General features: G+C 72.1%; 21 protein-coding genes and 3 pseudogenes. 15 read left to right on the top strand and 9 right to left on the bottom strand.

All coding sequences use genetic code 11. The annotated features are described in order from the left end of the window. Window positions 1-7 precede the first annotated feature (7 nt). Window positions 8-1,903, bottom strand: a complete 1,896-nt coding sequence (locus tag O7599_RS22080) for a collagenase (protein ID WP_281623471.1) — start codon at window positions 1,901-1,903, stop codon at window positions 8-10. A gap of 297 nt (window positions 1,904-2,200) precedes the next feature. Between O7599_RS22080 and O7599_RS22075 the strand changes: the two genes are divergently transcribed. The 4 genes from O7599_RS22075 to O7599_RS22060 all read left to right on the top strand — a co-directional run bounded on the left by O7599_RS22075 (window position 2,201) and on the right by O7599_RS22060 (window position 6,915). After that, entirely contained in the window at window positions 2,201-4,159 is a 1,959-nt protein-coding gene (locus tag O7599_RS22075; RefSeq protein WP_281617332.1) for a sigma-70 family RNA polymerase sigma factor, read from the top strand. 108 nt (window positions 4,160-4,267) lie between these two features. Beyond that, on the top strand, window positions 4,268-5,140 hold the full coding sequence (locus tag O7599_RS22070; protein WP_281617331.1) for an AraC family transcriptional regulator: 873 nt from the start codon (window positions 4,268-4,270) through the stop codon (window positions 5,138-5,140). A 27-nt stretch (window positions 5,141-5,167) separates the two neighbouring features. Continuing rightward, the gene (locus O7599_RS22065; RefSeq protein WP_281617330.1) at window positions 5,168-5,656 is read left to right on the top strand and encodes a MarR family transcriptional regulator; all 489 of its coding nucleotides are present in this window, start codon (window positions 5,168-5,170) and stop codon (window positions 5,654-5,656) included. Beyond that, window positions 5,653-6,915, top strand: a complete 1,263-nt coding sequence (locus O7599_RS22060; RefSeq protein WP_281617329.1) for an MFS transporter — start codon at window positions 5,653-5,655, stop codon at window positions 6,913-6,915. The genes O7599_RS22065 and O7599_RS22060 overlap by 4 nt, the downstream gene beginning before the upstream one ends. A gap of 89 nt (window positions 6,916-7,004) precedes the next feature. Here the strand turns inward: O7599_RS22060 and O7599_RS22055 are convergent, their stop codons facing one another. Both O7599_RS22055 and O7599_RS22050 read right to left on the bottom strand, forming a co-directional pair. Continuing rightward, window positions 7,005-7,340 (bottom strand): hypothetical protein, encoded by a 336-nt coding sequence (locus O7599_RS22055; RefSeq protein ID WP_281617328.1) that lies wholly within the window; start codon window positions 7,338-7,340, stop codon window positions 7,005-7,007. A 97-nt stretch (window positions 7,341-7,437) separates the two neighbouring features. Next, window positions 7,438-7,743, bottom strand: a complete 306-nt coding sequence (locus O7599_RS22050) for a hypothetical protein (RefSeq protein ID WP_281617327.1) — start codon at window positions 7,741-7,743, stop codon at window positions 7,438-7,440. Window positions 7,744-7,841: 98 nt separating this feature from the next. Here O7599_RS22050 and O7599_RS36915 point away from each other — a divergent pair. Together O7599_RS36915 and O7599_RS22040 are read left to right on the top strand one after the other, a co-directional pair. Then, a pseudogene (locus O7599_RS36915) lies at window positions 7,842-8,309 on the top strand (Scr1 family TA system antitoxin-like transcriptional regulator). Window positions 8,310-8,424: 115 nt separating this feature from the next. Continuing rightward, window positions 8,425-8,727 (top strand): annotated as a pseudogene (locus O7599_RS22040) (transposase family protein); the annotation flags it as partial. Window positions 8,728-9,908: 1,181 nt separating this feature from the next. On the opposite strand, the pseudogene O7599_RS22035 reads toward O7599_RS22040, so the two are convergent. Together O7599_RS22035 and O7599_RS22030 are read right to left on the bottom strand one after the other, a co-directional pair. Beyond that, window positions 9,909-10,495, bottom strand: a pseudogene (locus tag O7599_RS22035) (transposase family protein). A gap of 30 nt (window positions 10,496-10,525) precedes the next feature. After that, window positions 10,526-11,698 carry an epoxide hydrolase gene (locus tag O7599_RS22030; protein ID WP_281617326.1) on the bottom strand — a complete coding sequence of 391 codons (1,173 nt, stop codon included), beginning with the start codon at window positions 11,696-11,698 and terminating at the stop codon, window positions 10,526-10,528. An 82-nt stretch (window positions 11,699-11,780) separates the two neighbouring features. Here O7599_RS22030 and O7599_RS22025 point away from each other — a divergent pair, with 82 nt between their 5' ends. After that, window positions 11,781-12,356, top strand: a complete 576-nt coding sequence (locus O7599_RS22025; protein ID WP_281617325.1) for a CGNR zinc finger domain-containing protein — start codon at window positions 11,781-11,783, stop codon at window positions 12,354-12,356. A 6-nt stretch (window positions 12,357-12,362) separates the two neighbouring features. On the opposite strand, the gene O7599_RS22020 is transcribed toward O7599_RS22025, so the two are convergent. Further along, window positions 12,363-13,022, bottom strand: coding sequence for a hypothetical protein (locus tag O7599_RS22020; protein ID WP_281617324.1), 660 nt, complete (start codon window positions 13,020-13,022; stop codon window positions 12,363-12,365). 86 nt (window positions 13,023-13,108) lie between these two features. Continuing rightward, the gene (locus O7599_RS22015) at window positions 13,109-13,996 is read right to left on the bottom strand and encodes an MBL fold metallo-hydrolase (RefSeq protein WP_281617323.1); all 888 of its coding nucleotides are present in this window, start codon (window positions 13,994-13,996) and stop codon (window positions 13,109-13,111) included. A gap of 81 nt (window positions 13,997-14,077) precedes the next feature. On the opposite strand from O7599_RS22015, the gene O7599_RS22010 reads away from it, so the two are divergent. Continuing rightward, on the top strand, window positions 14,078-14,722 hold the full coding sequence (locus O7599_RS22010) for a TetR/AcrR family transcriptional regulator (RefSeq protein ID WP_281617322.1): 645 nt from the start codon (window positions 14,078-14,080) through the stop codon (window positions 14,720-14,722). 7 nt (window positions 14,723-14,729) lie between these two features. Here O7599_RS22010 and O7599_RS22005 read toward each other — a convergent pair whose 3' ends face one another. Then, on the bottom strand, window positions 14,730-15,077 hold the full coding sequence (locus O7599_RS22005) for a MerR family transcriptional regulator (RefSeq protein ID WP_281617321.1): 348 nt from the start codon (window positions 15,075-15,077) through the stop codon (window positions 14,730-14,732). Window positions 15,078-15,150: 73 nt separating this feature from the next. Between O7599_RS22005 and O7599_RS22000 the strand changes: the two genes are divergently transcribed. The 7 genes from O7599_RS22000 (at window position 15,151) to O7599_RS21970 (ending at window position 22,395) form a co-directional block, all read left to right on the top strand. After that, window positions 15,151-15,909 carry an SDR family oxidoreductase gene (locus tag O7599_RS22000; RefSeq protein WP_281617320.1) on the top strand — a complete coding sequence of 253 codons (759 nt, stop codon included), beginning with the start codon at window positions 15,151-15,153 and terminating at the stop codon, window positions 15,907-15,909. A 255-nt stretch (window positions 15,910-16,164) separates the two neighbouring features. Continuing rightward, a complete protein-coding gene (locus tag O7599_RS21995; protein WP_281623470.1) occupies window positions 16,165-16,380 on the top strand; it encodes an Atu4866 domain-containing protein in 216 nt (71 codons plus the stop codon). A gap of 79 nt (window positions 16,381-16,459) precedes the next feature. Continuing rightward, window positions 16,460-16,954 carry a (2Fe-2S)-binding protein gene (locus O7599_RS21990; RefSeq protein ID WP_281617319.1) on the top strand — a complete coding sequence of 165 codons (495 nt, stop codon included), beginning with the start codon at window positions 16,460-16,462 and terminating at the stop codon, window positions 16,952-16,954. Between the two features lie 4 nt (window positions 16,955-16,958). After that, complete coding sequence (locus O7599_RS21985) at window positions 16,959-17,960, top strand: xanthine dehydrogenase family protein subunit M (RefSeq protein ID WP_281617318.1); 1,002 nt, start codon at window positions 16,959-16,961, stop codon at window positions 17,958-17,960. Continuing rightward, window positions 17,957-20,167 (top strand): xanthine dehydrogenase family protein molybdopterin-binding subunit, encoded by a 2,211-nt coding sequence (locus tag O7599_RS21980; RefSeq protein ID WP_281617317.1) that lies wholly within the window; start codon window positions 17,957-17,959, stop codon window positions 20,165-20,167. Before O7599_RS21985 ends, O7599_RS21980 begins: the two co-directional genes overlap by 4 nt. After that, window positions 20,157-21,281: a hypothetical protein gene (locus O7599_RS21975; protein ID WP_281617316.1), complete on the top strand. Its 1,125-nt coding sequence runs from the start codon at window positions 20,157-20,159 to the stop codon at window positions 21,279-21,281. Before O7599_RS21980 ends, O7599_RS21975 begins: the two co-directional genes overlap by 11 nt. Window positions 21,282-21,354: 73 nt before the next feature. Next, entirely contained in the window at window positions 21,355-22,395 is a 1,041-nt protein-coding gene (locus O7599_RS21970) for an LLM class flavin-dependent oxidoreductase (protein WP_281617315.1), read from the top strand. Between the two features lie 212 nt (window positions 22,396-22,607). On the opposite strand, the gene O7599_RS21965 is transcribed toward O7599_RS21970, so the two are convergent. Beyond that, on the bottom strand, window positions 22,608-22,976 hold the full coding sequence (locus tag O7599_RS21965; protein WP_281617314.1) for a hypothetical protein: 369 nt from the start codon (window positions 22,974-22,976) through the stop codon (window positions 22,608-22,610). Window positions 22,977-23,119: the final 143 nt, after the last annotated feature.

The raw sequence follows: 23,119 nt of genomic DNA, 5'->3' as shown, positions 1-23,119 counted from the left end.
TCGAGGGCTAGCGCGCCGCGGCTGTGCCGCAGTCGCCGGCCGCGCACCTGCTCAGCCAGGCGGCGAAGTCGGCGTCGTAGCGGTTGCCGATGGTGCCGGTCAGCAGCGTGCGCGCGGCCTCCCAGTCACCGGTGCGGTAGTGGCCCAGCAGCGCGGCGACGTCCTCCGGGTGGGACTGGAGGAGGTAGCGGACCGCGAGGTAACCCCACTGGTAGATGCGGGTGGAGTCGGCGTTCTCGTAGGTGGTGCCGAAGAGCGTGCTGAGGGCGTAGGTGTTGTTCCCCGCCTCGGCGATCGCGTCCTCGTTGGGGAGGTCGCGGTACGCGTAGCTGACGTACTCGGCGAAGCCCTCGATCCACATGACGGTCGGGGTCTTCATGTTCTCCGCGAAGTCGCCGTACATGTTGAACCGGCCGTCGAGGTAGTGCGTGTACTCGTGGTTGAGGTTCCATATCTCGAACTCGTCGGCCCACTCCGCGCGGTAGGCGATGAAGCGCGGCAGGTTGCCTTCCTGCGCCGGGTCGCCCTCCAGGTACATGCCGCCGTTGTTGGTGTCGATGCCGAAGACGACGCCGGCGTAGGTCCGGTAGTCGAGGCTGGAGTCGAAGGCGACGACCTCCAGTTTGGTGTTGTGGTCGTCCGCCACCGGCCCGCTGTCCTTGGCCACGCCGTGGAAGAACTCGTCCTGCCCGAGCATGCTCGTGCAGGACTGCGCGAGCTGCTCGTCGGTCAGCTTCTGCGCCACGATCTCCAGGCTGTCGGCACACGTGTGCGTGACCGGCAGCACCGCCTGACGCACGCGCTCCTGGAGGTTGCACGTGCCGAAGAAGTCGCAGTTCTCCTTGTCGAAGGCGTCCGTCATCTCGGCGACGCCGACCCACAGCGCGGCGGTGGCGGGGTCGTCGAGGGAGGTGGCGTCGAGCAGCTCCCTGGCCAGCGGGCGGACCGCCTCGCGGAGCTGGTCGTGCTGGAGGAAGCGGCCCAGTTCGCGGCCGGCGTTGGTGGCGAGGAACTGCTTGTCGGTGCCGACGAGGTCCTTGTGTTTCACGGCGAAGTCCCGCAGAAGGGCGAGCAGGCTCTGGTCGGCGGCCACGGCGTCGATGAACTCGGGCACCCAGTTGCCGCGGAAGATCACGGTGTAGGTGCTGTTGACGGCGTTGACCATCCACCAGAACTCGTCGTACGAGGAGTCGTAGCCGGTCAGCAGCTTCTTGACCACGTCGAGGTAGCGGGCGTTCTCCACGGCGCTGTCGATCAGGACGACCGACTCGGACAGCGTCTCGCCGTTGGCCTCCGTCACGTCGTACGCGCGGGGCGAGGCGAAGAAGGCGTCCAGGCCGCCCTGGACGGCGCTCTTGAGCGCCGGGCCGTACTCGCCGACGCCGTCGGGATCGCCGTACTGCACGTAGTAGCCGGCGCGCAGGTACAGCACGATCTGGGTGATCGACGCGCTGTTGTCGCCCTGGTACGACGAGGCGGTGTCGCGGTAGGCGTTGGCCACCGTGACCATCTGCGACTCCTGGAAGAGCGCGCGGGCGTCGGCACCGGTGACGCCGAACAGCGTGTTGACGCAGGCCGTCTCCGACGCCTTGATCTGGTCGACCAGCGCGGCGCCGGTCTTGGAGGTGAAATCGGCGACGTTGCAGGCAGCTTCCCCGGGCCCGGCCGCGGTACGGGCCAGCTTGCGCGCGGCGGCGTCGGCGGTGGCCGCCACGGGCGGGAGGAGGGTGGCCTCCGCCTTCGGCTCGGCGGTCGTCGCCGGGTCGGCGGGCGCGAGGCCGGCGGCGATCGCGTCGGGGGTGGCCGGGCTGGGCGCGAGGGCCGATACGGGCGCGGGGGCCCGGTCCGGCGCCGCGGTGGCGCCGGCGGGGACGACGAGGGCGTACGCCGCTCCCAGACACATGACGAGGGCGGCGATCAGCAGGGTGAACCCCGTTCTCGCCGTGGGGGGTTTGGCTATCACGTGAGCCTCCGAGTGGGTGCCGAGTGCTGTCATGCACACGAGACTTTGGTGCCATGTAAAATTACACACGTCACATGGCGGACCAAGTCCCCGGTCACCGCGGGCACTTGCACTTCTGTCCCGGTGAACTCCCCGGCCGCATAACGGATTCGCATCGTCGCGGGACGGGCCGCCCGTAGCCCGCTCTCCGCCTGACAAGCGTTCCTCCGCCCTTCTCCCCCTCATGGAATGACCGCCATGTCCGAGACCCCGACCGCCGACGCCGACCTGACCGCCCGGGTCCGCGCCGCGCCGCCCGGCGCCGCCGACGCGGCGCTCGACGAGCTGTACCGGCGGCACCGCGCCGCCGTCCTCGCGTACGCGCGCAGTTGCACGCGCGACCCGCACACCGCGGAGGACCTCGCGTCGGAGGCGTTCGCCGGGGCCCTGCGGGCGGTACGCGGCGGCAGCGGGCCCGACGGACCGTGGCGGCCGTACCTGCTGGCGACCGTCCGGCGTACCGCGGCCGCGTGGTCCCGTACGGCCCGGCGCACCGAGCTGTCCCCCGACTTCGAGAGCTGGCTGACGCGGGCGCCGACGGTGGAGAGCAGCGAGGAGGGCACGCTGCGCAGGGAGGACGCGAACCTGGTGCTGCGCGCGTTCCGCAGCCTGCCGGAGCGGTGGCAGACGGCGCTGTGGCACTCGGCGGTCGAGGGCGAGTCGCCGGACCGCATCGCGCCGCTGCTGGGCCTGACGACGAGCGGCGTCGCGTCGCTCACGGCGCGGGCGCGGGAGGGGCTGCGCGAGGCGTACCTGGCGGAGCGCGCGGGGGACGCCGGGGCGCCGGCGGAGTGCCGGCACTACACGGGGCTGCTGGCCGCGTCGGTACGGCGCGGGGGCCGGCGGCGCGGACAGCGGGGGCTGGAGCACCACTTGGCGGTGTGCCGGCGGTGCCGGCGGACGAGCGCGGAGCTGCGGGAGCTGAACGGCTCGCTGGCCGCGGCGCTGCCGGCGAGCCTGCTGCTGTGGGCGGGGGCGTCGTACGGGGTGGGCGGACCGGAGGGTGCGCCGGGTTCGGGGGAGGCGGGTGCGGCGCTGGATACGGGAGCGCCGGGTACAGGCGCGGAGGGTTCGACGCCGGGTACGGGGGCGGGGACGCCCGGCGCCAACGGCGCCTCGGACCCCACGGCCGCGGGAGCGGCGGGTACCGCGGACGCCGCGACGGCGGGGGCCGCCGGTGGCACCGCGGCGCCCGGCGGCGAGGTGGCCGAGGCGGGCGCGGCCGCGGGCGGCGCAGGCACCGGCGGTGCGCACGGCGCCGTCGCGACCCTCGGTTCCACCTCCGCCTCCACCTCCGCGTCCGTCTCCGCCGGCGGAGCATCCGGCGCCGCCGCGTCCAGCGGGCTCGCCGCCGCCGTCAAGGCCGCCTCCGTCGGCGCCGCCGTGCTCGCCGTCGTCGTCACCGGCTACACCACCCTCCCGGGCGGCGGCGACCCCCCGCCCCAGCCCGTCCCCACCGCGACGACCGCGGCCCCCACCCCCACCGCGGAGCGGAGCAACCCGGCACGCGAGGACGGGGAGGACGACCCGGACGACCCGCCGCCCACCGCCTCCGCCGACCGCACCGGCGGACCCGAGGCCGGCGCGGCCGACGACGGCGACGCGAAGGGCGACCCGGACCGCAAACCGACCGCCTCGGGCGCGCCGCCCGCCGGCGACGCCGAGACCGGCCCCCCGCCCGACTGGTCCCCGCCCGCCGACGACCGCACCACCCTGCCCGTCGCCGCGACAGGCCGCTGCATGGACATCGCCGCCGCCGCGGGCGCCCAGCCGTACGAGGCCGACTGCGACGGCACCCGCAGCCAGCAGTGGGAACTCCTCGTCTCCCTGCCCCCCGTCCAGGAGGTACGCCTCCGCAACCACGCGACCGGCATGTGCCTCACCCACTCCGGCACCGACGCCGACGGCGCCCCGGTCCGCCAGCAGCCGGGCGCCTGCGCGTCCGACGCCGCCACCGCCCACTGGAAGTACTTCCTCGACGGCGACGACAAGGTCGTCTTCACCCAGCGGGACTCCTCCGGGCAGTTCCTCGGCCTCGACGACTGGCGCGCCGCCGCCGAAGGCCGCCCGCACGCCCCGGACATCGGCACGACCGCGAACTACGAGGCCACGCCCTCGCTCCGCTTCTTCTACCGGGGCCCCGCCTTCGGCTACTGACGAACGGCAGCCCGCGGCTTGGTAAAGCACCGGCAAAGCCGCGGGACGGCCGGCCCCGCCCGCGCTCTTCCCCTGCGGAACCGGTCACCGAGTCCGTACGGGAGAGGCATGGGCAGCGTTGCGCGGCTCGACGTCGGGAACACCGACTGGGCCCCGGGGTCAGAGCGCCGCGAGCGGTGGCGGCGGCGGCCGGTGCCGACGGCGGCAGGGCGGCCCGCGGGCCTGTGGTGCACGGACCTCGGCGTCCAGGACGTGCCGCCGCGCGCCGTGGGGCCGCGGGTGGTGGAGCACCACGTCGCGCTGGTCCTGCTGGCGGGCTCCGGCTGGTTCTCCGGGGGCGGGCGGGAGCGCGTGCACGTGGGCGCCCCGACGCTGCTGTGGCTGCTGCCGGGCGTCCCGCACCGCTACGGGCCCGGAAAGCCCGGCTGGACGGTGGCCTTCGCCGGCTTCACGGGCCCCGCCGTCGCCGCCTGCACCCTGCGCGGCCTCGTCCCCGCCCCGGAGGAGGCGGTCGTCCCCCTCACCACGGGCGCCCCCGCGCGTCGTACGATCCGCAAGCTCGCCACCGTCTGCAACGAGACCGAGCCGGCCTACGACGCCACCTCCGCCGCCGCCCTCCACGAACTCCTCGCCACCCTGCGCCACTCCCGCGCCGACCCGCCGCCCCAGCCGCCCGTCGCCGAGGAACTGGCCCGCGCCGCCCACCTCCCCCTCACCGTGACCGAGCACGCCCGCAGGCTGTCGCTCCCGCCGGCCGAGCTGCGCGAGGAGATCCAGTACACGGCCGGGTGCAGCCCGAAGGACTTCGTCCTCGGCACCCGCCTGAACACCGCCAAGAACCTCCTCGCCACCACGGACCTCAAGGTGGCGGCCATCGCCCGCCGCGTCGGCTACGCCGACCCGGGCCACTTCACCCGCCTGTTCACCCGCCGGGTGGGCCTGCCCCCGGGCGCCTTCCGCGACAGACACGCGCCTCACTAATTACGACAGCGCTGTTATATTAGCGCTGTGACATCTCCGGATCCCACCAAGCTGCCCGACCCCTGGCAATCCCTCCACGCGCTGCTGGCCTCCCTCGACGCCGAGATCGAGCAGGTCTACGCCGACCGCGGCATCGAGGGCGTACGCCCCCGGTTCGCGTATCCGCTGATCCGGCTCGCCCACACCGGACCCCTGACCATCCGCGAGCTCGCGGAGTCCCTGCACCGCTCGCACTCCGCGGTCAGCCAGACCGTCGCCGCGATGCGCAAGGAGGACCTGGTCACCTCCGAGCCGGGACCCGACGCCCGCACCCGGCGGATCGACCTCACCGAGCGCGGCCGGTCGCTCGTGCCGTTCCTGGAGGCGGAGTGGCGCGCGACCCACGCGGCGGTCACCGAGCTGAACGGCGAACTGCCGTACGCGATGCCCGCGGTCGTGGAGGACGTCCAGCAGGCGCTGGCGCGCCGGTCGATGCGCGCACGCATCGAGCAGCACCTCGCCGAGCCACCCCGATGAGCCGGCGCGTCCGCTTCCTCGACACCCGCCCGCTGCGCGGCAGTCCTGCGTTCCGCGCCCTGTGGGCAGGCACCTCGGCCTCCCAACTCGGCGCGCAGATCACCCTCGTCGCCGTCCTCGCCCAGGTCTGGGACCTGACGGGCAGCCCCGTCGGCACCGGCGCCATCGGCCTGGCCACCGGACTGCCGATGATCCTGTTCGGCCTCCTCGGCGGCACCCTCGCGGACACCGTCGACCGCCGCGCGCTCGTACGGGCCACGACCGCGGGCCAGTTGCTGGCCGCGGGCGCCCTGTGCACCCAGGCGCTGGCGGACAACACCAACGTCGTCCTCCTCCTCGCCCTGGTGGCGTGCGCCACGGCCTTCGCCGCCCTCGGCGCCCCCGCCCGGCGCACCTTCCCGGTCCGCCTGCTCCCGGCCGACCAGGTCGCGGCGGGCCTCGCGCTGAACAACGTCTCCTTCCAGGCGGCCATGCTCGCGGGACCCGCCACGGCCGGCCTGATCATCGCCCGGTGGGGCCTGCCCGCCGCGTACGCCACCCAGGCCGCCGCCATCGCCGTCGCGATGCTCGCGGTCCTCCGCCTCCCCGCGATGCCCCCCGAGGGCGTACGGGCCAAGGGCGGCAGACGCCGGGCGGAACGCGGCGGCTGGCGCATCGTCCTCGCCCGCCCCACGCTGTGGGGCTCGCTGGCCACCGACCTGTCCGCCACCCTCCTCGCGATGCCCATCGCGCTCTTCCCCCTCGTCAACGAGGCCCGCTTCGGCGGCAACCCGCAGACCCTCGGCCTGTTCCTCTCGGCCGTCGCGGTCGGCGGCATCACGGCGGGCCTGCTCTCCGGCACGGTCACCCGCGTCCGCCGCGGCGGCCTGGTCCAACTGACGGCAGCCACCGTCTGGGGCCTGGCCCTCGCCTCCTTCGGCCTGGCGGGCCCTCTCTGGCTGGCTCTCGCCTGCCTCGCCGTCGCGGGCGCGGCCGACACGGTCTCCGTCATCACCCGCAGCGCCCTGGTCCAGCTCGAAACCCCGGACGCCTACCGGGGCCGGGTCTCGTCGGTCGAGCACGTCATAGGCGTGGCGGGCCCGGAACTCGGCAACTTCCGCGGCGGCCTCGTCGCCTCCGCCACCTCCGCGACGGTCTCCCTGGTGACGGGCGGCCTGGCGGCGGTGGCGGCGATAGCGGCGACGGCCGCCGCCAACTCCCCGCTGAGGGCGTACCGCACGCCCGCGGAGGACGCGAAACCCCCGGCCCGGTGCGGCTAAGTGCGGTGACCGCGCAGGTTCGCCGGGTCGGTGGTCGTGGCGGTTGGACATGCGGTGACAACCCGGCGAACCGATGCGTTCACAGCGCCTCAGGCAGAGAACCTCACCGCGAGGTCCCGAAGCCGTGTCACGGCCGTGGCCGCCTGGTCACCGGTGATGGTCGTACCGGGCATCCGGCTCAGGCTCTCGACCTGGTCGGCAAAGCGCAGGTACTCCCGGTGAGCATGTTCCCGACAGGCGAGGCACGTGACACGTTCCGGACGGGCAGAGGTCATGGCGTAGGGCACCTGCTGTCCGCAACCGGTGGTGACGACGCTTGGTGCGTCGGGCACGCGGCCCAACGTCGACACGATCAGGTTGCGGACGTCGGAGCCGGCCTGCACCACCTTCTGCTCTACGTGAATGTGCGGATCGGTCTTGCTCATCTGAGTCCGCGCCTCCGTCCGCGTTCCGGCACCAGGGTAGTGCGGTGACAGCTCAGGTTGACCGGGGTATGTGGTCACCGCACCAGCGGGGCGCGTGCTACTGGTCGTCGTCGTGGGGCGCGGGGATCCGGGCGCCGCGGCTCTCGGCGACCCGGTGTACGTCGGTCAACGACTCGGCCATGCGCGCCACGAGGTAGCGGAACTCCGGGAGAGTGGTCGCGTCGTCATCGGGCATGCCGCCGGCGTGGCCCAGAAGTTCGACCGCCATCTTGAGCTGCACCCGCTCGATGTCGTCCGCAACCCGGGAGACGTAGCCGGACCCGCCCCCGAGGAGATAGCAGGGCTTGCCCTCCGGCGAGTTCCACGGCAACAGCCGCATGACGGAGGCCGTACGGTCGCGCATGTCGTCAACTCCTGGGGTCTCTCGTGCAGCCGAGCCGCACGGACGTCGCTGTGTAGCGATCCGCTTACAGAGTGAGACGGGAGGCGGACATAGCGCTGATGACCCGCTCGCACATCGCCCACATCGAAGCGGGCCGCCGCACACCCTCCAGAAACGACGCGCGGCGGTTGGACAAGGTACTGGGCACGGGAGACGTGCTGACCAGCTTCCTGCCGGACGAGGACGCGGCAGTCGCCGAATTCTTCGAGGCGGCACGGCAACTCGAGAAACAGGCAACGATGATCCGGGAATTCGGTCTGAGTTTCGTCCCGGGCATCCTCCGGACAGAGGCATACGCCCGTGCGAGCCTGGGAATCGCATCAACCGCGCGCAGTTGCTCGACGATCCGGCAAGCCCCGTAGTGTGGGCGCTACTGGACGAGGCGGTGCTGCGACGCCCGGTCGGCGGGCCCCGACACCATGGCCGATCAGATCACGCACCTCGTCGGACTTTCCGAGGTCGAGGGGTGCGCGTGCACGTGCTGCCGTTCGGCCTCGGGTCTCATCCACTCATGGAGAGCATGCTGACGCTGATGTGGTTCGAGGACCAGCCGCCGGTGGCGTACAGCGAGGGCTTGAGCTTTTTCCAACCTCGCGTGGGTGATGGGGTGTTGGGCTGACAGCGCGGTGAAGCCCCTGGTAGATGGGTTTTCGACCAAGAGAACCGTCTCCGCCAGAGGCTTCGCGTGCTTGCTACCCGTCCGGGATCGACGTGTCCAGCTCCGCCCTGCGCTTCCTGTCCGCCCGGCTGCGGGACCACCGCCGGCGACGCGGTACCCGCTGGAGGCGGCTGACCCCCGGTCGTCAGGCCCTGCTGACACTCGCGCACCTGCGGTGCGGACACACCTACGCCCAGCTCGCCGCCGGGTTCAGCGTCGGCACCACCACCGCCTACCGGTACATCGCCGAAGCCATCGACGTCCTGGCCGCCCTCGCACCCACCCTCACCGCACTCGTCCAAGCCATCCTCACCCTGCACCTGACCTGCCCAAACTGAGGTTGGAAAACGCTCAGTGAACCGGTCGCGCAGCGGGGCCGTTGTAACCCGGGCGGGTACTCAGAGGTAGACGTCCCCGCGCGGCAGTGTCAGCAGGCGCACGGTCACAGATGGAAGGGAAGCGGTCATGTCGAATCGTCGGGATTATTCCCCTCAGAGGTACGCGTCCGACCCTGAGGACAGTGACGGCTCTATGGACCGGGTGGTCTCCGCGGCGGAGTTCGCTGAGCAATATTCGCGATTCCCTCGAGCCGTCAGTCACAATCCACCTCAAGCCGTTGGCTACGGATCCAGCACGTATGGACCCCATCCGAGCGATATCATCGTCGCCAGAACCGGTCCCGCCGCCGGGCGGCAAGTCGTATACCGCGCAGACTCCCAGCCGCTTTACCGAATTGACGGACGTGAGCCGCATCAGATCGCCGCAGCCGGTGGATTTCGGCCGCACAACGACAGGCTGCCGGTGAGCTTGCAGTCGTACCAGAACACCACGCAGCAATCCTCGTTGGTCAGCTTTACCCGGGACCCGAACCCTTCGACCGAAATGATTGAACGTGCACAGTCCATCTCGCACAGTCTTGACCCCAGCCGGGATCCCGACGCTCCGGTGACTCGCTACCAATCGTCGGCGCCCGGCGGCATCGACGTAACCGCATCACTCGGCAGGCAGTCCTATCCCGACCAACATGAGATCGCCTTTCCCGGAGGTGTCCAGGACAGGCACGTCAACTACACCACGCCATACGGCCTCAATGCCGCAAGGGACCCGGTACCTCTGGGGCCAACGGTTCCTTACGTGCCTGCATCGGTGCAAGGGCCGCCCGGCTATTCGCAGAGTCAGGTGGCTGCGTACAGCCATCGGAGCCCGGGCACGGAACACGGCTCTGGGGTTCCCGCTCCTCCGCCGCTCGTCGATTCGACGGCTTACGTGTACGGCCCGCCTTCGCATACGGGTGGTCACGCACCGTCAGGGCAATACGCTCAGTACGGCTACGGGACCGGTCCAGGCGGTCCGGCTCCGTATCCGCAGTCGGGGCAGGGCTACCCGGGTTACCCTCACGCGCCTTCAGGAGGGCGTGGAATGGGACGCGGCCCAGCTGGCGGCCGTTAGACGGTGAGCCTTTCCAACCTCAGTTTGGGCAGGTCAGGTGCAGGGTGAGGATGGCTTGGACGAGTGCGGTGATGCGTGTGGTGGAGCACCGCAGTTTGCGTAGAAGCCGCCAGGTCTTGAGGGTGGCCATCGCCTGTTCGGCGAGTGCGCGGATCTTCGCGTGCGAGCGGTTGACGGCTTGCTGGCCTGCGGAGAGCGTTCCCCCCGACCCCAGTACGGCAGGCGGAGGGTGCCGCCGGCGCCGCGGTAGCCCTTGTCGGCCCAGCTATCCACGGCGGTTTGGTCCAGGGCGTCGATGATGCCGTGGGTTCGCGCGGCCCTGATGTCGTGGACGGCTCCGGGCAGCGCTGGGGATGCCCATAGCAGCCGCCCTGCGGGGTCGGTGATGACCTGCACGTTCATGCCGTGCTTCTTGTGTTTGCCGGAGTAGGAGGGCCGGTAGGCGGTGGTGGTGCCGACGCTGAACCCGGCGGCGAGCTGGGCGTAGGTGTGTCCGCACCGCAGGTGCGCGAGTGTCAGCAGGGCCTGACGACCGGGGGTCAGCCGCCTCCAGCGGGTACCGCGTCGCCGGCGGTGGTCCCGCAGCCGGGCGGACAGGAAGCGCAGGGCGGAGCTCGGCCGTAAAGAGCGGAGAGCTCAACGTTGAGCGGCCAGCACCGCCGCAAGGCCCTCTCGCAGGTCTTTGACGAAATACTCGGGCACCTCCAGCGACGGGAAGTGTCCCCCGCTCTCGGGCAGCTCCCACCGGACGATCTGCCGGTACCGCTCCTGCGCCCAGGGGCGCGGGCACTTCTCGACGTCGCGCGGATACATGGTGAGTGCCGACGGGACGTCGACCCGGAGTTCGGGGTCGAGCGCGTTGTGACTCTCGTAATAGAGGCGGGCGGCCGAGGCACCGGTCCGGGTCAGCCAGTACAGGGTGACGTCGTCCAGGACGCGGTCCAGAGAGATCCTCTCGAACGGGCTGTCCTCCGTGTCCGACCACTCCGCGAACTTGTCGAGGATCCACGCGAGAAGCCCGACCGGTGAGTCGACGAGCGAGTAGCCGATGGTCTGCGGCCGGGTCGCCTGCTGCTTCGCGTACGCCGCACGCCGGCGCCAGAAATCGCGGGTGTCCTCGACCCACTCGCGCTCGACCGCCGTCAGCCCGTCCGTCGTCAGTCCGGGCGGCCCCTCCGCGAACGTCGTGTGGATGCCGAGAACGTGTGCCGGGAACCGGCCGGCGAGGACCGTGGTGATGTTGCCGCCCCAGTCGCCGCCGTGGGCGACGAACGTGCCGTAGCCGAGCCTTCCCATCAGTTCCACCCAGGCGGCCGCGATCTTTTCCGTTCCCCACCCGGTGACGGTCGGCTTGTCGCTGAAACCGAAGCCCGGCAGCGAGGGGACCACGACATGGAACGCCGGCGCGTCCGCGTCATCCGGATCCGCCAGCTCGTCCACGATGTCGATGAAGCGAACGACGCTGTCCGGCCAGCCGTGCGTCAGGATCAGCGGAGTGGCATCTGCGCGCGCGGATCGGCGGTGCAGGAAGTGGATACCCAGACCGTCGATGGTCGTACGGAACTGGCCGATCCGGTTGAGCTGTTCCTCGAACGGCCGCCAGTCGTACCCGGTGCGCCAGTAGTTCACGACATCGACGAGGGCGGCGAGCGGAACGCCCTGTTCCCACCGGCGAGGGCCGGGTGCGGCGCCGGAGACCGTCTCGGCCTCCGGCAGTCGCGCCGCGGCCAGTCGCGCGCGCAGATCGTCGAGGTCGGCATCCGTTGCGTGGGCTTCGAAGGGGTGCACGTCGCTGGTCGAGGGGGGCATGAGACCTCCTGTCCATCATGGAACCGTCTAAGACGGTTCTAGCATGTCATCATGTCAGCATGCAACCAGCTAAGGTGGTTCCATGCGTGTTGAGTTCCCTGAATTCCGCCTCGGCAGCGTGCTGGCGACCAGCTTCACGGCGACCCTGACGGAGCGTCGCGGCAACCCCGTGGAGCGCATCCCCACCCCCCAGCGACTCGTCGACTGGCTGGCGGTGAGCGGCCTCCCCGTGGACGACTGCACCACCACCCAGCTCGACCGCGCCCGGGAACTGAGGGAGTCGATTCACGCCGCCGCGACGGCCGCCGCGCTCCAGGAGGCTCTGCCCGCGTCGGCCGTCCACGTCATCAACGACCGCAGCGCTGCCGGCCGGGCCGCCGCGATCCTCACGCCCGAGGGCACGCGGCAGTGGCGGCTCAGCTCGGGTTCCCGCGTGGAAGACGCCCTCAGCGTGATCGCCGCCGACGCCATCGACATCATCTCGGGTGAACGGGCCGGACGACTGGCCCTGTGCGCCTCACCGACCTGCCAGGCCGCCTTCTTCGACACGAGCCAGAGCCGCACCCGCAGATGGTGCGAGATGAACACGTGCGGGAATCGCCAGAAGAAGGCACGCTTTCATGCCAACCAGCGCAAGAACCCCGGATCAGCGAGGTGATCGACGCTACCCGCTCTGTCCGGCCGGGCTCCCCATCGGGTAGCGCTCCTGGATCAGTCGCTTCAGCTTCTCCCGTACGGCGTCCAACCGGGAAGTGCTGCGGGCCGTCTCACGGATCAGGCGGTCGAGCTCGTCGGCGTCGATCCCCTGCTTGAGGGCACGGTCGATCTTGTGGCGATGATCCGTCACCCATCTGGAGCGGGCTTCCACCGCGGCCTCGAACTCTTCGAGAAGGTCGGCGCAGTAGATCCGCATCAGACCGCGCAACGAACGACGCGCGGCCTGGCGGCGCTTGGTGACGCTCCACCGCTGGGTCAGCGGGGCCGCCGGGGACATGACCGCGTCGATGTCCCGCCGCGCCGACTCGATATAGCCCGGCTTCACGGGGATCCCCAGCATCGTCCACATTCTCGTCGGCACCCCGGAGTTGGACGTCCCTCCCTCACGCTCCACCGTGACGCGCGTGAGGTGCCGGGATCTGAGGTGCCCGAGGGCCTCGCCGGTCCGTCTCGCGGCCTCGCACCAGTCGCTCAGGATCTCGTGCAGCTCCAGCAGCGCTTCGTGCATGTTCGGCCATGTCGGTGTGCCGGAAGTGTGGTCCGACACCTTCTTCAGCACGCTCCCTGCTGCCTTGGCGACGACTGTCGCTTCGGGGCCCACCGTCATAGAAGACCGTCCCGCTCTCGCTCGGAGAACTGAAGTCCCGGTCAGCGTAGGGGATTTGAGGCCGACAGCCAGGCGATCGTGAGGGCTCAGTGGCCGGGGGCGGCGTCATAGAAGGCGCGGACGGCCAGGGTGATCCACTCGGGGCGCTCCCACGTGGGCCAGCGGTCGCGCGCGGAGCGGTCGATCGCGGTGGCCGCCTCGTCGGCGGGGACGCCGGCGGCGCGCAGGCGGTCCGCTTCGGTACGGACGTACGTGAGGTAGTCGCGGACGTCGCCGATCACCGAGGAGTCAGTGACCTCCCCGTGGCCGGGGACGACGACCTCGGGGGCGAGTGCGGCGAGGCGGTCGAGGACGTCGATCCAGCGGCGCGGGTCGACGTCGGTGTCGTGCGGCGGGAAGTACGGCGTGATCGGGAAGATCCGGGTCTCCAGGAGGTCGCCGCCGAAGAGCACGCGGTCGTCGACCAGCACGACCTGGTCGCCCACGGTGTGCGCCGGGCCGACGGGGCGCAGCACCGCGGTGTGCCCGCCGAGGTCGATCGCGGCGTCACCGTCGTGGACCACGTCGGGGGCGACGAGTTCGGTGCCCTCCAGCTCGGCCGCGACGGCCGGGCCGAGGCCCCGGAACATGTCGAGGTACGCGGCGCCCTTGCGTCGCAGCTCGTCGCGCTGCGCCCGGGGGGCGACGATCGTCGCCACGCCCTTGAACGCCTGCGCGCCGTAGCCGTGCTCGGGGTGGAAGTGGGTGAGCGTCAGGTACAGGCGCCGCCCGCCGGCCAGCCGGCGCGCCCGTTCCAGGACGTACGCGCCGTTGCGCGGCCCCAGGCCCGTGTCGACGACGAGCGCGGCCTCCTCGCCGACCACGATGCCGACGTTCGGCACGAGCTCCGTCCGGCCGTCCGGGATCACGTGGACGCCGTCGGCGACCTGGACCGGCTCACCGCGTACGACGGGGGGCGACGCGCTGGGGGACATGGCACTCCGATCTGAACGGTGTTGAGATCCGGTTCCGCGTCCGACCGTACCACGCATCTGAACACTGTTAAGATCCTCGCCATGGGCAAGAGGCGCTACCACCACGGGGACCTGCGAGGCGCGCTGCTGGACGCCGCCGAGGAACTCGTCCGCGAGCGCGGCGTCGCGGGCTGGTCGCTGCGGGAGGCGTCGGCCCGCGTCGGCGTCAGCCCGAGCGCCGCGTACCACCACTTCTCCTCCCGCGACGCACTGGTCCGCGCCCTGTCCGTACGCGTCCTTGCCGGGCTGGGCGAACGGATGGCGGAGGCGACCGCCGCGGAGGAGGACGCCCGCCGCGGGCTCGTCGCGGCCTGCCGCGCCTACGTCCGCTGGACGCTGGCGGACCCCGCCGTGGCCCGCCTCGCCTTCGCCGCCCCCGCCCGCGACCCCGACACCACGATCTCCCCGCACCCGCACGACGTGGTCGACGCCGGTCTTGACCGCCTCGCCGCGGCGGGCGAACTGGGCCCGGAGGCACGCGCCGCGGCCGACTTCACCGTCTGGGCCGCCGTCCACGGGGTGGCCACCCTCCTCGCCGACGGCCTCATGACCCTCGACACCCCCGAGGCCGCCGGCCGGCAGACCGAGCGCGTGGTCGAGGCCCTCCTCACGGGCCTGGCCCAGGAACCCCCCGCGACCTGGCCCGCTCCCCGCTCCACCCACACCGAGCGCCGCGCCAGGGGCTGAGCGGCGCTCAGGCCCGGCGCTCGGCGGCTGCCTCGACGATCTCGTCGAGGCGGGCGAGCGCGGCGGTGTGCTCCTCGATCTGCTTGCTGATACGGGCCCGTTCGGCGTCGAGCATGGCGCGCTGCTCCGCGGTCGTCGTGCCGGTGTCGACGCAGGGGAGCAGTTCGGCGATGCGGCGGCTGGGCAGGCCGGCCGCGTAGAGCTGCTGGATGAAGCCGACCCGGCCGACGGCGTCGTCGGCGTACTCGCGCTGACCGCCGGGGGTGCGCGTGGGGGTGAGGAGCCCCTGCTCCTCGTAGTAGCGCAGCGCCCGCACGCTCACTCCGGAGCGCCGGGCGACCTCTCCGATACGCACGCGCCTTCCCCTTTCCGCAGGTCCGGACGGAGGACTTGCCTCTGACGTCAACGGTAGGTCCTAGCGTACCGGCATGAGCACACCCGACTCGGCACCGACCACCCACCCCTCCCCCGGCCTCCCGCTCGACGGCGCGGTCGCGCTCGTCACCGGCGCCAACCGGGGCCTGGGCCGCCACTTCGCCCGGCAGCTCCTGGACCGCGGCGCGCGCCGCGTGTACGCGACCGCCAGGCGCCCGGAGACCATCGACCTGCCCGGCGCCGTACCGCTGCGGCTGGACGTCACGGACCCCGACCAGGTACGGGCCGCGGCCGACGCCGCGGGCGACGTGACCCTCGTGGTGAACAACGCGGGGGTCAGCCACTGGACCGACCTCGTCACCGGCGACCTGGCCGCCGTGCGCGCGGAGATGGAGACGAACTTCTGGGGCACGCTCCACGTCGTACGGGCCTTCGCCCCGGCGCTCGCGGCCCACGGGGGCGGAGCGATCCTCAACGTGCTGTCCGCCCAGTCCTGGCACGCCTACCCGGCCACCAACGGCTACCACTCCAGCAAGGCGGCCCAGTGGGCGCTGACCAACGCCGTCCGCATGGAACTCGCCGGCCAGGGCACCCTCGTCACCGCCCTCCACCTCGGCGCCGTGGACACCGACTTCAGCGCCGCCTACGACGGCCCCAAGGGCGACCCGGCCCCCGTCGTCCGCGCCGGCCTGGACGGGATCGAGGCGGGCGCGGCCGAGGTGCTCGCCGACGAGTGGAGCACCCACGTCAAGAAGTCCCTGGCCGAGGACCCCACCCGCCTGTACGAGGAGATCCGCGCCGGCATCGTCTGACCACCCCCGACCCCGCCCCGAGCCCGTCCCCGGCTGCTGCCTGGGGGTCCCACTCCCAGGAGCGCCGGGGCACTGGCTGCCGGCCGGCCCGGGGGCGACCGTCGAGTCATGAGAAAACGACTTCCCCTGCTGGCGCTCGCCTGGCTGGTCACCTCGGTCGCGTGTACCGGCCCCCAGGCGGACGGCCCGGGACCGGCGCGTAGCAGCACCGCCCCGCCCGCCGGCTCCCCCGGCCGCCCTCACCCCTACGTGGGGATGTGGGTGACCGCCGACGGGCACATCCGTCAGGAGCTGCGTGCCGACGGGCGCTACGACGAGGCACGCGGCGACCGCCGCAGCGCGTACACCGGCAGCTACCGGGTGGACGGCACCCGCATCGACTACCGCGACGACACCGGCTTCACCGCCGACGGCGAGTTCGTCGACATCGACACCCTCCATCACGGCGGCTACGTCTTCCACCGGGAGTGACCACGGGGCCTCCGCCGCGAGGCGCGCCGAAACCGCTGCTCCGCTCCGGGATCATCCGGCTTCCCTACAATCTCCAGGTATGCCCACAAATGATGTGAAAGTGCCCTTGGCCTGCACGGTCAACGGCCAGGATGTGTCGCTCACGCTGGATCCCCGGGAGTCCCTCCTGGACGCGCTGCGTGAGCGGCTCGCACTGACCGGCACGAAGAAGGGGTGCGATCAGGGCCACTGCGGCGCGTGCACGGTGCACGTGGACGGCCGCCGGGTGCTGTCCTGCCTGACCCCCGCGGTGCAGGTCGCGGGTCGGCCGGTGACCACGATCGAGGGCGTCGGCGGGAAGGACGGCGCCCTGCACCCGTTGCAGCAGGCGTTCATCGACCACGACGCGCTGCAGTGCGGCTACTGCACTCCCGGCCAGATCATGTCCGGCATCGCGTGCATCGAAGAGGGCCACTGCGGGACGGACGACGAGATCCGCGAGTACCTGAGCGGCAACATCTGCCGCTGCGCCGCCTACGTGGGCATCGTGGCCGCCGTACGCGAGACCGCGGACGCGGCGCCGAAGGGGGCGTGACCTCGTGCGTGCCTTCACCTACGCCGCGCCGGACACCGTGGACGCCGCCCTGGACGCGCTGCGCGGCGCGCGGCCCGGCACCAGGATCCTGGCCGGCGGCACCAACCTGTACGACCTGATGAAGCTGGAGATCGAGACACCCCCCGCCGTCGTCGACGTGCACCGGATCGCCGAGCTCGACACCATCGACGTCGGCGAGCGCGAACTCGTCCTCGGGGCCGGCGCACGTATGGCCGACGTGGCGGACCACCCGGCGCTCCGCGACGCGTACCCCGGCCTGTCGGAGTCGCTGTGGCGCGCCGCGTCGCAGCAGTTGCGGAACATGGCGACGGTCGGCGGCAACCTCCTGCAGCGCACGCGCTGCGCGTACTTCCGCAACGGCACGGAGTTCCCGTGCAACAAGCGCGACCCGGGCAGCGGCTGCGCCGCCGTCGGGGGCCACGACCGCGGGCACGCGCTGCTCGGCGGCAGTGACGCGTGCATCGCCACCTACGCCGGCGACTTCGCCGTCGCGCTGATCGCGTTCGACGCCGTCGTGGACGTCGTCGGCCCCGGCGGGGAACGCACCGTGCCGCTCGCCGACCTGCACGTCGAGCCCGGCGACGACCCGACCCGCGAACACGTGCTCGCCCCGGACGAACTCGTCGTCCGCATCCGCGTGCCCGCGACCCCCGCCGGGCGTGGGTCCACGTACCTCAAGATCCGCGACCGCGAGTCCTACGCCTTCGCCCTCGCCGCCGCGGCCGTCGGCCTGACCCTCGACGCGGACGGCGCGGTCGGGGAGTGCCGCATCGGGCTGGGCGGCGTCGCCACCCGGCCGTGGCGGGCCACCGAGGCCGAGCAGACCGTGCTCGGCCGGCGGCTGACCCCGCAGACCGCCCGGGAGGCCGGGGAGGCCGCCTTCGCGGCGGCGCGCCCCGGCGCCGAGAACGGATTCCGTATCGAACTGGGCATCCGCACCGTCGCCGACGCGCTGCGCATCGCCGGAGAGCGAGCCACCCGATGACCGCCACCCAGGCCCCCGCCACCGGTACCCGGTCGCTGGACACCCGCCGCGTCGACGCCCGCGAGAAGGTCACGGGCCGCGCTCGCTACGCCGCCGACCGCGTACCCGACAACGTCGCGTACGGGCAGTGGGCCACCGCGCGTACCGGCAAGGGGCGCATCGTGCGCGTCGACACCTCCGCCGCGGAAACCGTGCCCGGCGTCCGGCTGGTGATCACGCGGTTCGGGCCGGACGAACTGGGCGACCCCGGTTTCGTCATGGCCGGCGGGCACGCCGTGCAGAGCCTGGTGCCGCTGCGCGACGACCATGTCGCCTACCGCGGCCAGCCGATCGCGCTGGTCCTGGCGGACGACCTGGTCGCCGCGACCGAGGCGGCGCAGCTCGTCACCGCCGAGTACGAGGACGAACCGTTCACCGCGAAGATCGACGGTGAGGGCACCGACACCGTGCTCCAGGAGCAGGCGATCCCGCTGCCGTTCCTGGCCGACGTCAAGGTCGGCGACGCGGACGCGGCGTTCGCGGCCAGCCCGGTGCAGGTCGACGGCACGTATGAGAACCCCGCCCAGCACGCCATGCCGATGGAGCCGAACGCGAGCGTCGTGCACTGGGACGGCGACCGGTTGATCGTCGACGACACCACCCAGAACTCGAACGCGGTACGGTTCGGGCTCGCCACCCAGCTCGGCATCGACCCGGCCGACGTCGAGGTCCGCTCCCCGTACGTCGGCGGCGGATTCGGCCAGAAGAACTCCATGCATCTGCACCTCGGGCCGATCGCCCTCGCCGCGCGCCGGCTCGGCAGGCCGGTGAAGATGGTGCTGCCCCGGCCGCAGGTCTTCCACCTCGGCGCGTTCCGGCCGAACACGGTGCACCACGTGCGGCTCGGCGCGACCGAGAACGGCGAACTCCTCGCCGCGATCCACGAGGTCGACCAGCAGACCTCGCGGCACGACCTGTTCCCGACGGAGATCACCACGGTCTCGTCCCGCCTCTACGCGGCGCCCGCGTTCCGCGGCGAGCAGCGCCTGGTCCGTACCGACGTGCAGACCCCCGGCTTCATGCGGTCGCCGCACGAGAGCCCGTCCATGTTCGCGTTCGAGTCGGCCATGGACGAACTCGCCTACGCGACGGGCCGCGACCCGGTGGAACTGCGGCTGGCCAACGACGCCGCCACCGACCCGGTCACCGGCCTGCCGTTCTCCGGCCGGCACCTGGCCGAGTGCCTGCGCCGCGGCGCGGCCCGGTTCGGCTGGGACGCACGCGACCCCGAGCCGGGATCGATGACCGCAGAGGACGGTTCGAACATCGGCTGGGGCGTGGCGGCCGGCTGCTATCCCGGCGACATGGTGCCGGTCGTCGCGCACCTGTCCGCGGCGTCCGACGGCACGATCGTCGTCGGCGTCGGCGGACACGAGATGGGCCAGGGGATCCGCTCGGCCGTCGCGCTGCTGGTCGCGCGGGACCTGGGCGTACCGGTGAACACGGTGATCGTGCAGGCCGGCGACACGCGGGTGGCGCCGCAGCACCTCACCGCCGGCTCCTGGGGCACCGCAAGCGCGCTGCCCGCCGTGCTGGCCGCCCTGGGCGAACTGCGCCGGGCCCTCGGCGTCCCCGACTCCGGCGACGTGGACGTCCCGGCCGCGGTCCGTGCCACGAACAGGCCGGAGGTGGCGGTCGAGGCCACCTCGCTCGCACCCGGCCAGGGCGAGCAGGACCGCGGGCAGCTCGACAAGGGCGGCCTCGCCATCGGCGGACCGGTCTACCCCGAGTTCGTCACGTTCAGTTGGGTCGCGCACTTCGTCGAGGTCCGGGTCGAACGGACCACGCGGCGCATCCGGGTGCCGCGCGTGGTCAGCGTCGTGGACTGCGGCCGGGTGGCCAGCCCGGTCACGGCGGAAAGCCAGGTCCGCGGCGGCGTGGTGTGGGGGATCGGGCAGGCGCTGCGCGAGGAGAGCGAGGTGGACACCCGGTTCGGCGGCTTCCTCAACACGACGCTGGAGGACTACGCGGTGCCCGTCAACCTGGACATCCAGCAGATCGACGTCGACTTCATCGACGAACCCGACCTGCGGTTCAACGCGGCCGGGGTGAAGGGCGCGGGCGAGGTCTGCATGGTCGGCGTGGCCGCGGCGATCGCGAACGCCGTGCACCACGCGACCGGCCGGCGCGTACGCCGGCTGCCGATCCGGCTGGAACATGTCCTCTGAAGGACTGCAGACCACACGCCCCGCAGGCACCCCGGGAACCCCCGGCTCCCACCCCACCCGGCCGTCGGTCAGCAGGCCGGACGCACTGAGTCCGGCCGCGCTGGCCGACGCCCGGCGGCACCAGCCGGTCCGCGGCCTGATCGGGCTGGCCTTCGTCGTCCCCGTGGCCGTACTGCTGTCCGCAGCCGCGGGCGGCGCCCTCCACTCCGTGGTCGTACTCGGGCCGATCACCACGTTCGCGCTGCCGATCATGGCGATGATCGCGTTCTGGTGGGAGGACTGGCCCGGCACGCTGTTCCCCCGCCCCTGGTCCGGCCTGTCCGACACCGCGCTCGTCGTGGCCGGCGGCGCGGTGCTGGCCGTGCTCGGCCAACTCGTCGTCAACGGCTCGGACCTGGTCGGCGTGTTCGACCCGGGCCCCGACCACCCCGGCCTCGACCCGGCGGCGAACTCCCTGGCCGGCAGCATCTTCACCCTCGTGCTGCAACTCACCCTCGTCTGCGAACGCCGCCCGCTGGGCCGCCTGGCCCCCGCCCCCGCCGGCCTCGCCGCCGTGGGGCTGTGCTGGGTGCTCGGCCTGATCGCCTGGTACGCCGCGGTGGACTCGGACGCGATCGAGGGGGAGAGCTACGGCGCCTGGTTCACGTCGATCGGCGCGTGGCAGATGTTCTTCTGGGTCGCGCTACGCGGCTGGCCGTTCGCCCGGATCGACCGGACGTGGCTGCGGTTGCTGCTGGGCAACGTCGTCGTCGTCGCCTGCGGCTGGGCCGCCTACCTGCTCGCCCGCCACGCCCTCGACTGGCCGGACCCCCGGATCACCGCGACCGCGGGCACCGCCATCGGCTGCATCCTGCTGGTGTCGATGCTGTTCGAGGCATGGCCGGCGATCCGCCTGACCCCGGCCCCGGGCCGTACCCTCGCGGTGCTGACCGCGGTGGCCCTCACCGCCCTGCTGGTCTGGCTCCTGCCGAAGCTCGCCCACGCCCTCGACGTGCCGGAAGCGCGCGAGTGGAGCTGGACCACGCACGTCATGCTGAACGCGACGAGCACGGCGGTGATCCTGCACGTCGTGGTCTGGAAACGCTGGCCGGTACACACGCCGACCTCGGGATGAAGCCGCAGGAACTGCCGCCCGGCGGCTGCCACTATGAGCGAGTCAGATCCAACCTCGCGGCCTGGAGGTCGCCATGCGCGCAGGTGTCGTGGTCGCCGCACAACCCGGAGTGGAAGATCTCGCCTTACGGGCCGAGGAGTTGGGCCTCGACAGTTTCTGGGTGTACGACACCCCGATGGTCCACGGGGATCCCTTCGTCGCCCTGAGCCTCTGCGCGAAGGCCACCCGCGGCATCAGACTCGGCATCGGCGTGACCTCACCGGCGCTGCGCTCCGCCCCGGCCGCGGCGAGCGCGTTCGCCAGCCTCAACGCCCTGGCGCCGGGCCGGATCATCTGCGGCGTCGGCACCGGCAACACGGCCCGGCGCACGCTGGGCATGCCGCCCAGCAAGGTGGCCGAGCTGGAGAACTTCGTCGCCGCCCTACAGGACCTCTGCGCGGGACGCCCGACCACGTACCGCGAAGGAGACCGGGTCCGCGACATCCGGTTCCTGCACAGTGGGGCACACGTGAACACCACCGACCCGATCGAGTTCGTCGTGGCCGCCCTGCACGGCCCCAAGGCAGCCGCCGTCGCCGGCCGCCGCGGCACCGGCCTCATCTCGGTCGGCCTCCTCGACCCCGCCGCCTGGCAGGCCATGCGCGAGGCCCGCCGCGAGGCCGCCCCAGGCGACGCCAACGGGGACTGCTACCTGGTCACCCCGCTCCACCTGCTCGACGAGAACGAGGACGCCACCGGCGACGCGGCCCGCGACGCGACCGGCCACCTCGTCATGTCGCTGCTGGACTTCGCCGCCGACACCCCGGACTTCGCCGCACAACTCGCCCCCGACGAACGCGAGGCGGTACGCCGACTCCTGGACCGCCGCGGCACCACCGCCACCGCCCCGGACCGCTACACCAAGATCTACCCCAACTACCTCGGCCGCATCGCACCCCACGACCGCGACCTGATCCTCCCCTCCCTGATGAACACCGTGGCCCTCGTCGGCACCGGCGACGATCTCCGCGCCCGCCTCACCACCCTGGAACAGGCCGGCATCGACGAACTCATCATCCAACCGGTAATCGACCCACCCACCGAAATGACCCACCTCGCCAAACTCCTCACCTGACCAGCGAGCGCGTGTCGACGGGAAAAAGTCAGGCTGCGCGCCCGATTTGACCCGGTTCTCGGGGTGGCTCATCGCAAGTTTGTCCCGGTAGCGCACATTCCGCCCACCTCGGCCCGTTTCAACGCACACTCCGGGGTACAACGACCTTTACGACATCGCGCACCGTGTCGGCCGGGGACATCTGCGATAGGCAGCCGCAGTCTGGTGGAACATCATCCACTGCGGAGGTCGGCGGCACGGCGGCGGGCGTAGACCGCGGCCGCAGGCAGACCGAGTGCGCCCACGGCCGTGAGGGACCAGCCGACGATCAACTTGGGACGCTTGGCGTCCTCGCATGCGGCGCCCACTTCGGCGGCGAAGGCGTCGTCGGGATTGGAATCGGCTTCAGCGGCATAGTGCCCGTCGGAGAACGCGTCCCCGCAATTCGCACGGGTGAAGATCACGAACGTGCCGTCACTGGAATCGTGGTCGACCTTCGTGTCGTTGAGCAGGAAGTAAAGTCCGGTGACGAGCGCCGCGACGGTGGCAAGTCCGGCGAGGTTGAAGAGTAAGGATGCCTTGCGGGTGAGGGCTGTCGGCATGCTCGGACTCTAGGCCGAGCGTCACGGGACCCCTCCCTGCCCGACCCCCAGGCGCCCCACCAGGCCCTCCCTCCGGAAGGACAGCGATGCGCCGGGCCGCGCTCTCATCGGAGGCCGGAGCCCCGGCTCCGGTACGCGCGATA

It is taken from the genome of Streptomyces sp. WMMC500 (assembly GCF_027497195.1).
Classification (GTDB): Bacteria; Actinomycetota; Actinomycetes; order Streptomycetales; family Streptomycetaceae; genus Streptomyces.
Note: the sequence above shows the minus strand (reverse complement) of the source record. Positions and strands in the feature narration are given on the sequence as shown.

Excerpts from the sequence above, each read along its gene's own strand:
- O7599_RS22000 (WP_281617320.1), top strand. The coding sequence starts at position 15,151 with ATGAGCACACCCGACTCGGCACCGACCACCCACCCCTCCCCCGGCCTC.
- O7599_RS22020 (WP_281617324.1), bottom strand. The coding sequence starts at position 13,022 with ATGACGGTGGGCCCCGAAGCGACAGTCGTCGCCAAGGCAGCAGGGAGC.
- O7599_RS22030 (WP_281617326.1), bottom strand. The coding sequence starts at position 11,698 with ATGCCCCCCTCGACCAGCGACGTGCACCCCTTCGAAGCCCACGCAACG.
- O7599_RS21965 (WP_281617314.1), bottom strand. The coding sequence starts at position 22,976 with ATGCCGACAGCCCTCACCCGCAAGGCATCCTTACTCTTCAACCTCGCC.
- O7599_RS21990 (WP_281617319.1), top strand. The coding sequence starts at position 16,460 with ATGCCCACAAATGATGTGAAAGTGCCCTTGGCCTGCACGGTCAACGGC.
- O7599_RS22055 (WP_281617328.1), bottom strand. The coding sequence starts at position 7,340 with ATGAGCAAGACCGATCCGCACATTCACGTAGAGCAGAAGGTGGTGCAG.
- O7599_RS22070 (WP_281617331.1), top strand. The coding sequence starts at position 4,268 with ATGGGCAGCGTTGCGCGGCTCGACGTCGGGAACACCGACTGGGCCCCG.
- O7599_RS22075 (WP_281617332.1), top strand. The coding sequence starts at position 2,201 with ATGTCCGAGACCCCGACCGCCGACGCCGACCTGACCGCCCGGGTCCGC.
- O7599_RS21975 (WP_281617316.1), top strand. The coding sequence starts at position 20,157 with ATGTCCTCTGAAGGACTGCAGACCACACGCCCCGCAGGCACCCCGGGA.
- O7599_RS22080 (WP_281623471.1), bottom strand. The coding sequence starts at position 1,903 with ATGTGTCTGGGAGCGGCGTACGCCCTCGTCGTCCCCGCCGGCGCCACC.
- O7599_RS22060 (WP_281617329.1), top strand. The coding sequence starts at position 5,653 with ATGAGCCGGCGCGTCCGCTTCCTCGACACCCGCCCGCTGCGCGGCAGT.
- O7599_RS22050 (WP_281617327.1), bottom strand. The coding sequence starts at position 7,743 with ATGCGCGACCGTACGGCCTCCGTCATGCGGCTGTTGCCGTGGAACTCG.
- O7599_RS21980 (WP_281617317.1), top strand. The coding sequence starts at position 17,957 with ATGACCGCCACCCAGGCCCCCGCCACCGGTACCCGGTCGCTGGACACC.
- O7599_RS21995 (WP_281623470.1), top strand. The coding sequence starts at position 16,165 with ATGTGGGTGACCGCCGACGGGCACATCCGTCAGGAGCTGCGTGCCGAC.
- O7599_RS22025 (WP_281617325.1), top strand. The coding sequence starts at position 11,781 with ATGCGTGTTGAGTTCCCTGAATTCCGCCTCGGCAGCGTGCTGGCGACC.
- O7599_RS21970 (WP_281617315.1), top strand. The coding sequence starts at position 21,355 with ATGCGCGCAGGTGTCGTGGTCGCCGCACAACCCGGAGTGGAAGATCTC.
- O7599_RS22010 (WP_281617322.1), top strand. The coding sequence starts at position 14,078 with ATGGGCAAGAGGCGCTACCACCACGGGGACCTGCGAGGCGCGCTGCTG.
- O7599_RS22015 (WP_281617323.1), bottom strand. The coding sequence starts at position 13,996 with ATGTCCCCCAGCGCGTCGCCCCCCGTCGTACGCGGTGAGCCGGTCCAG.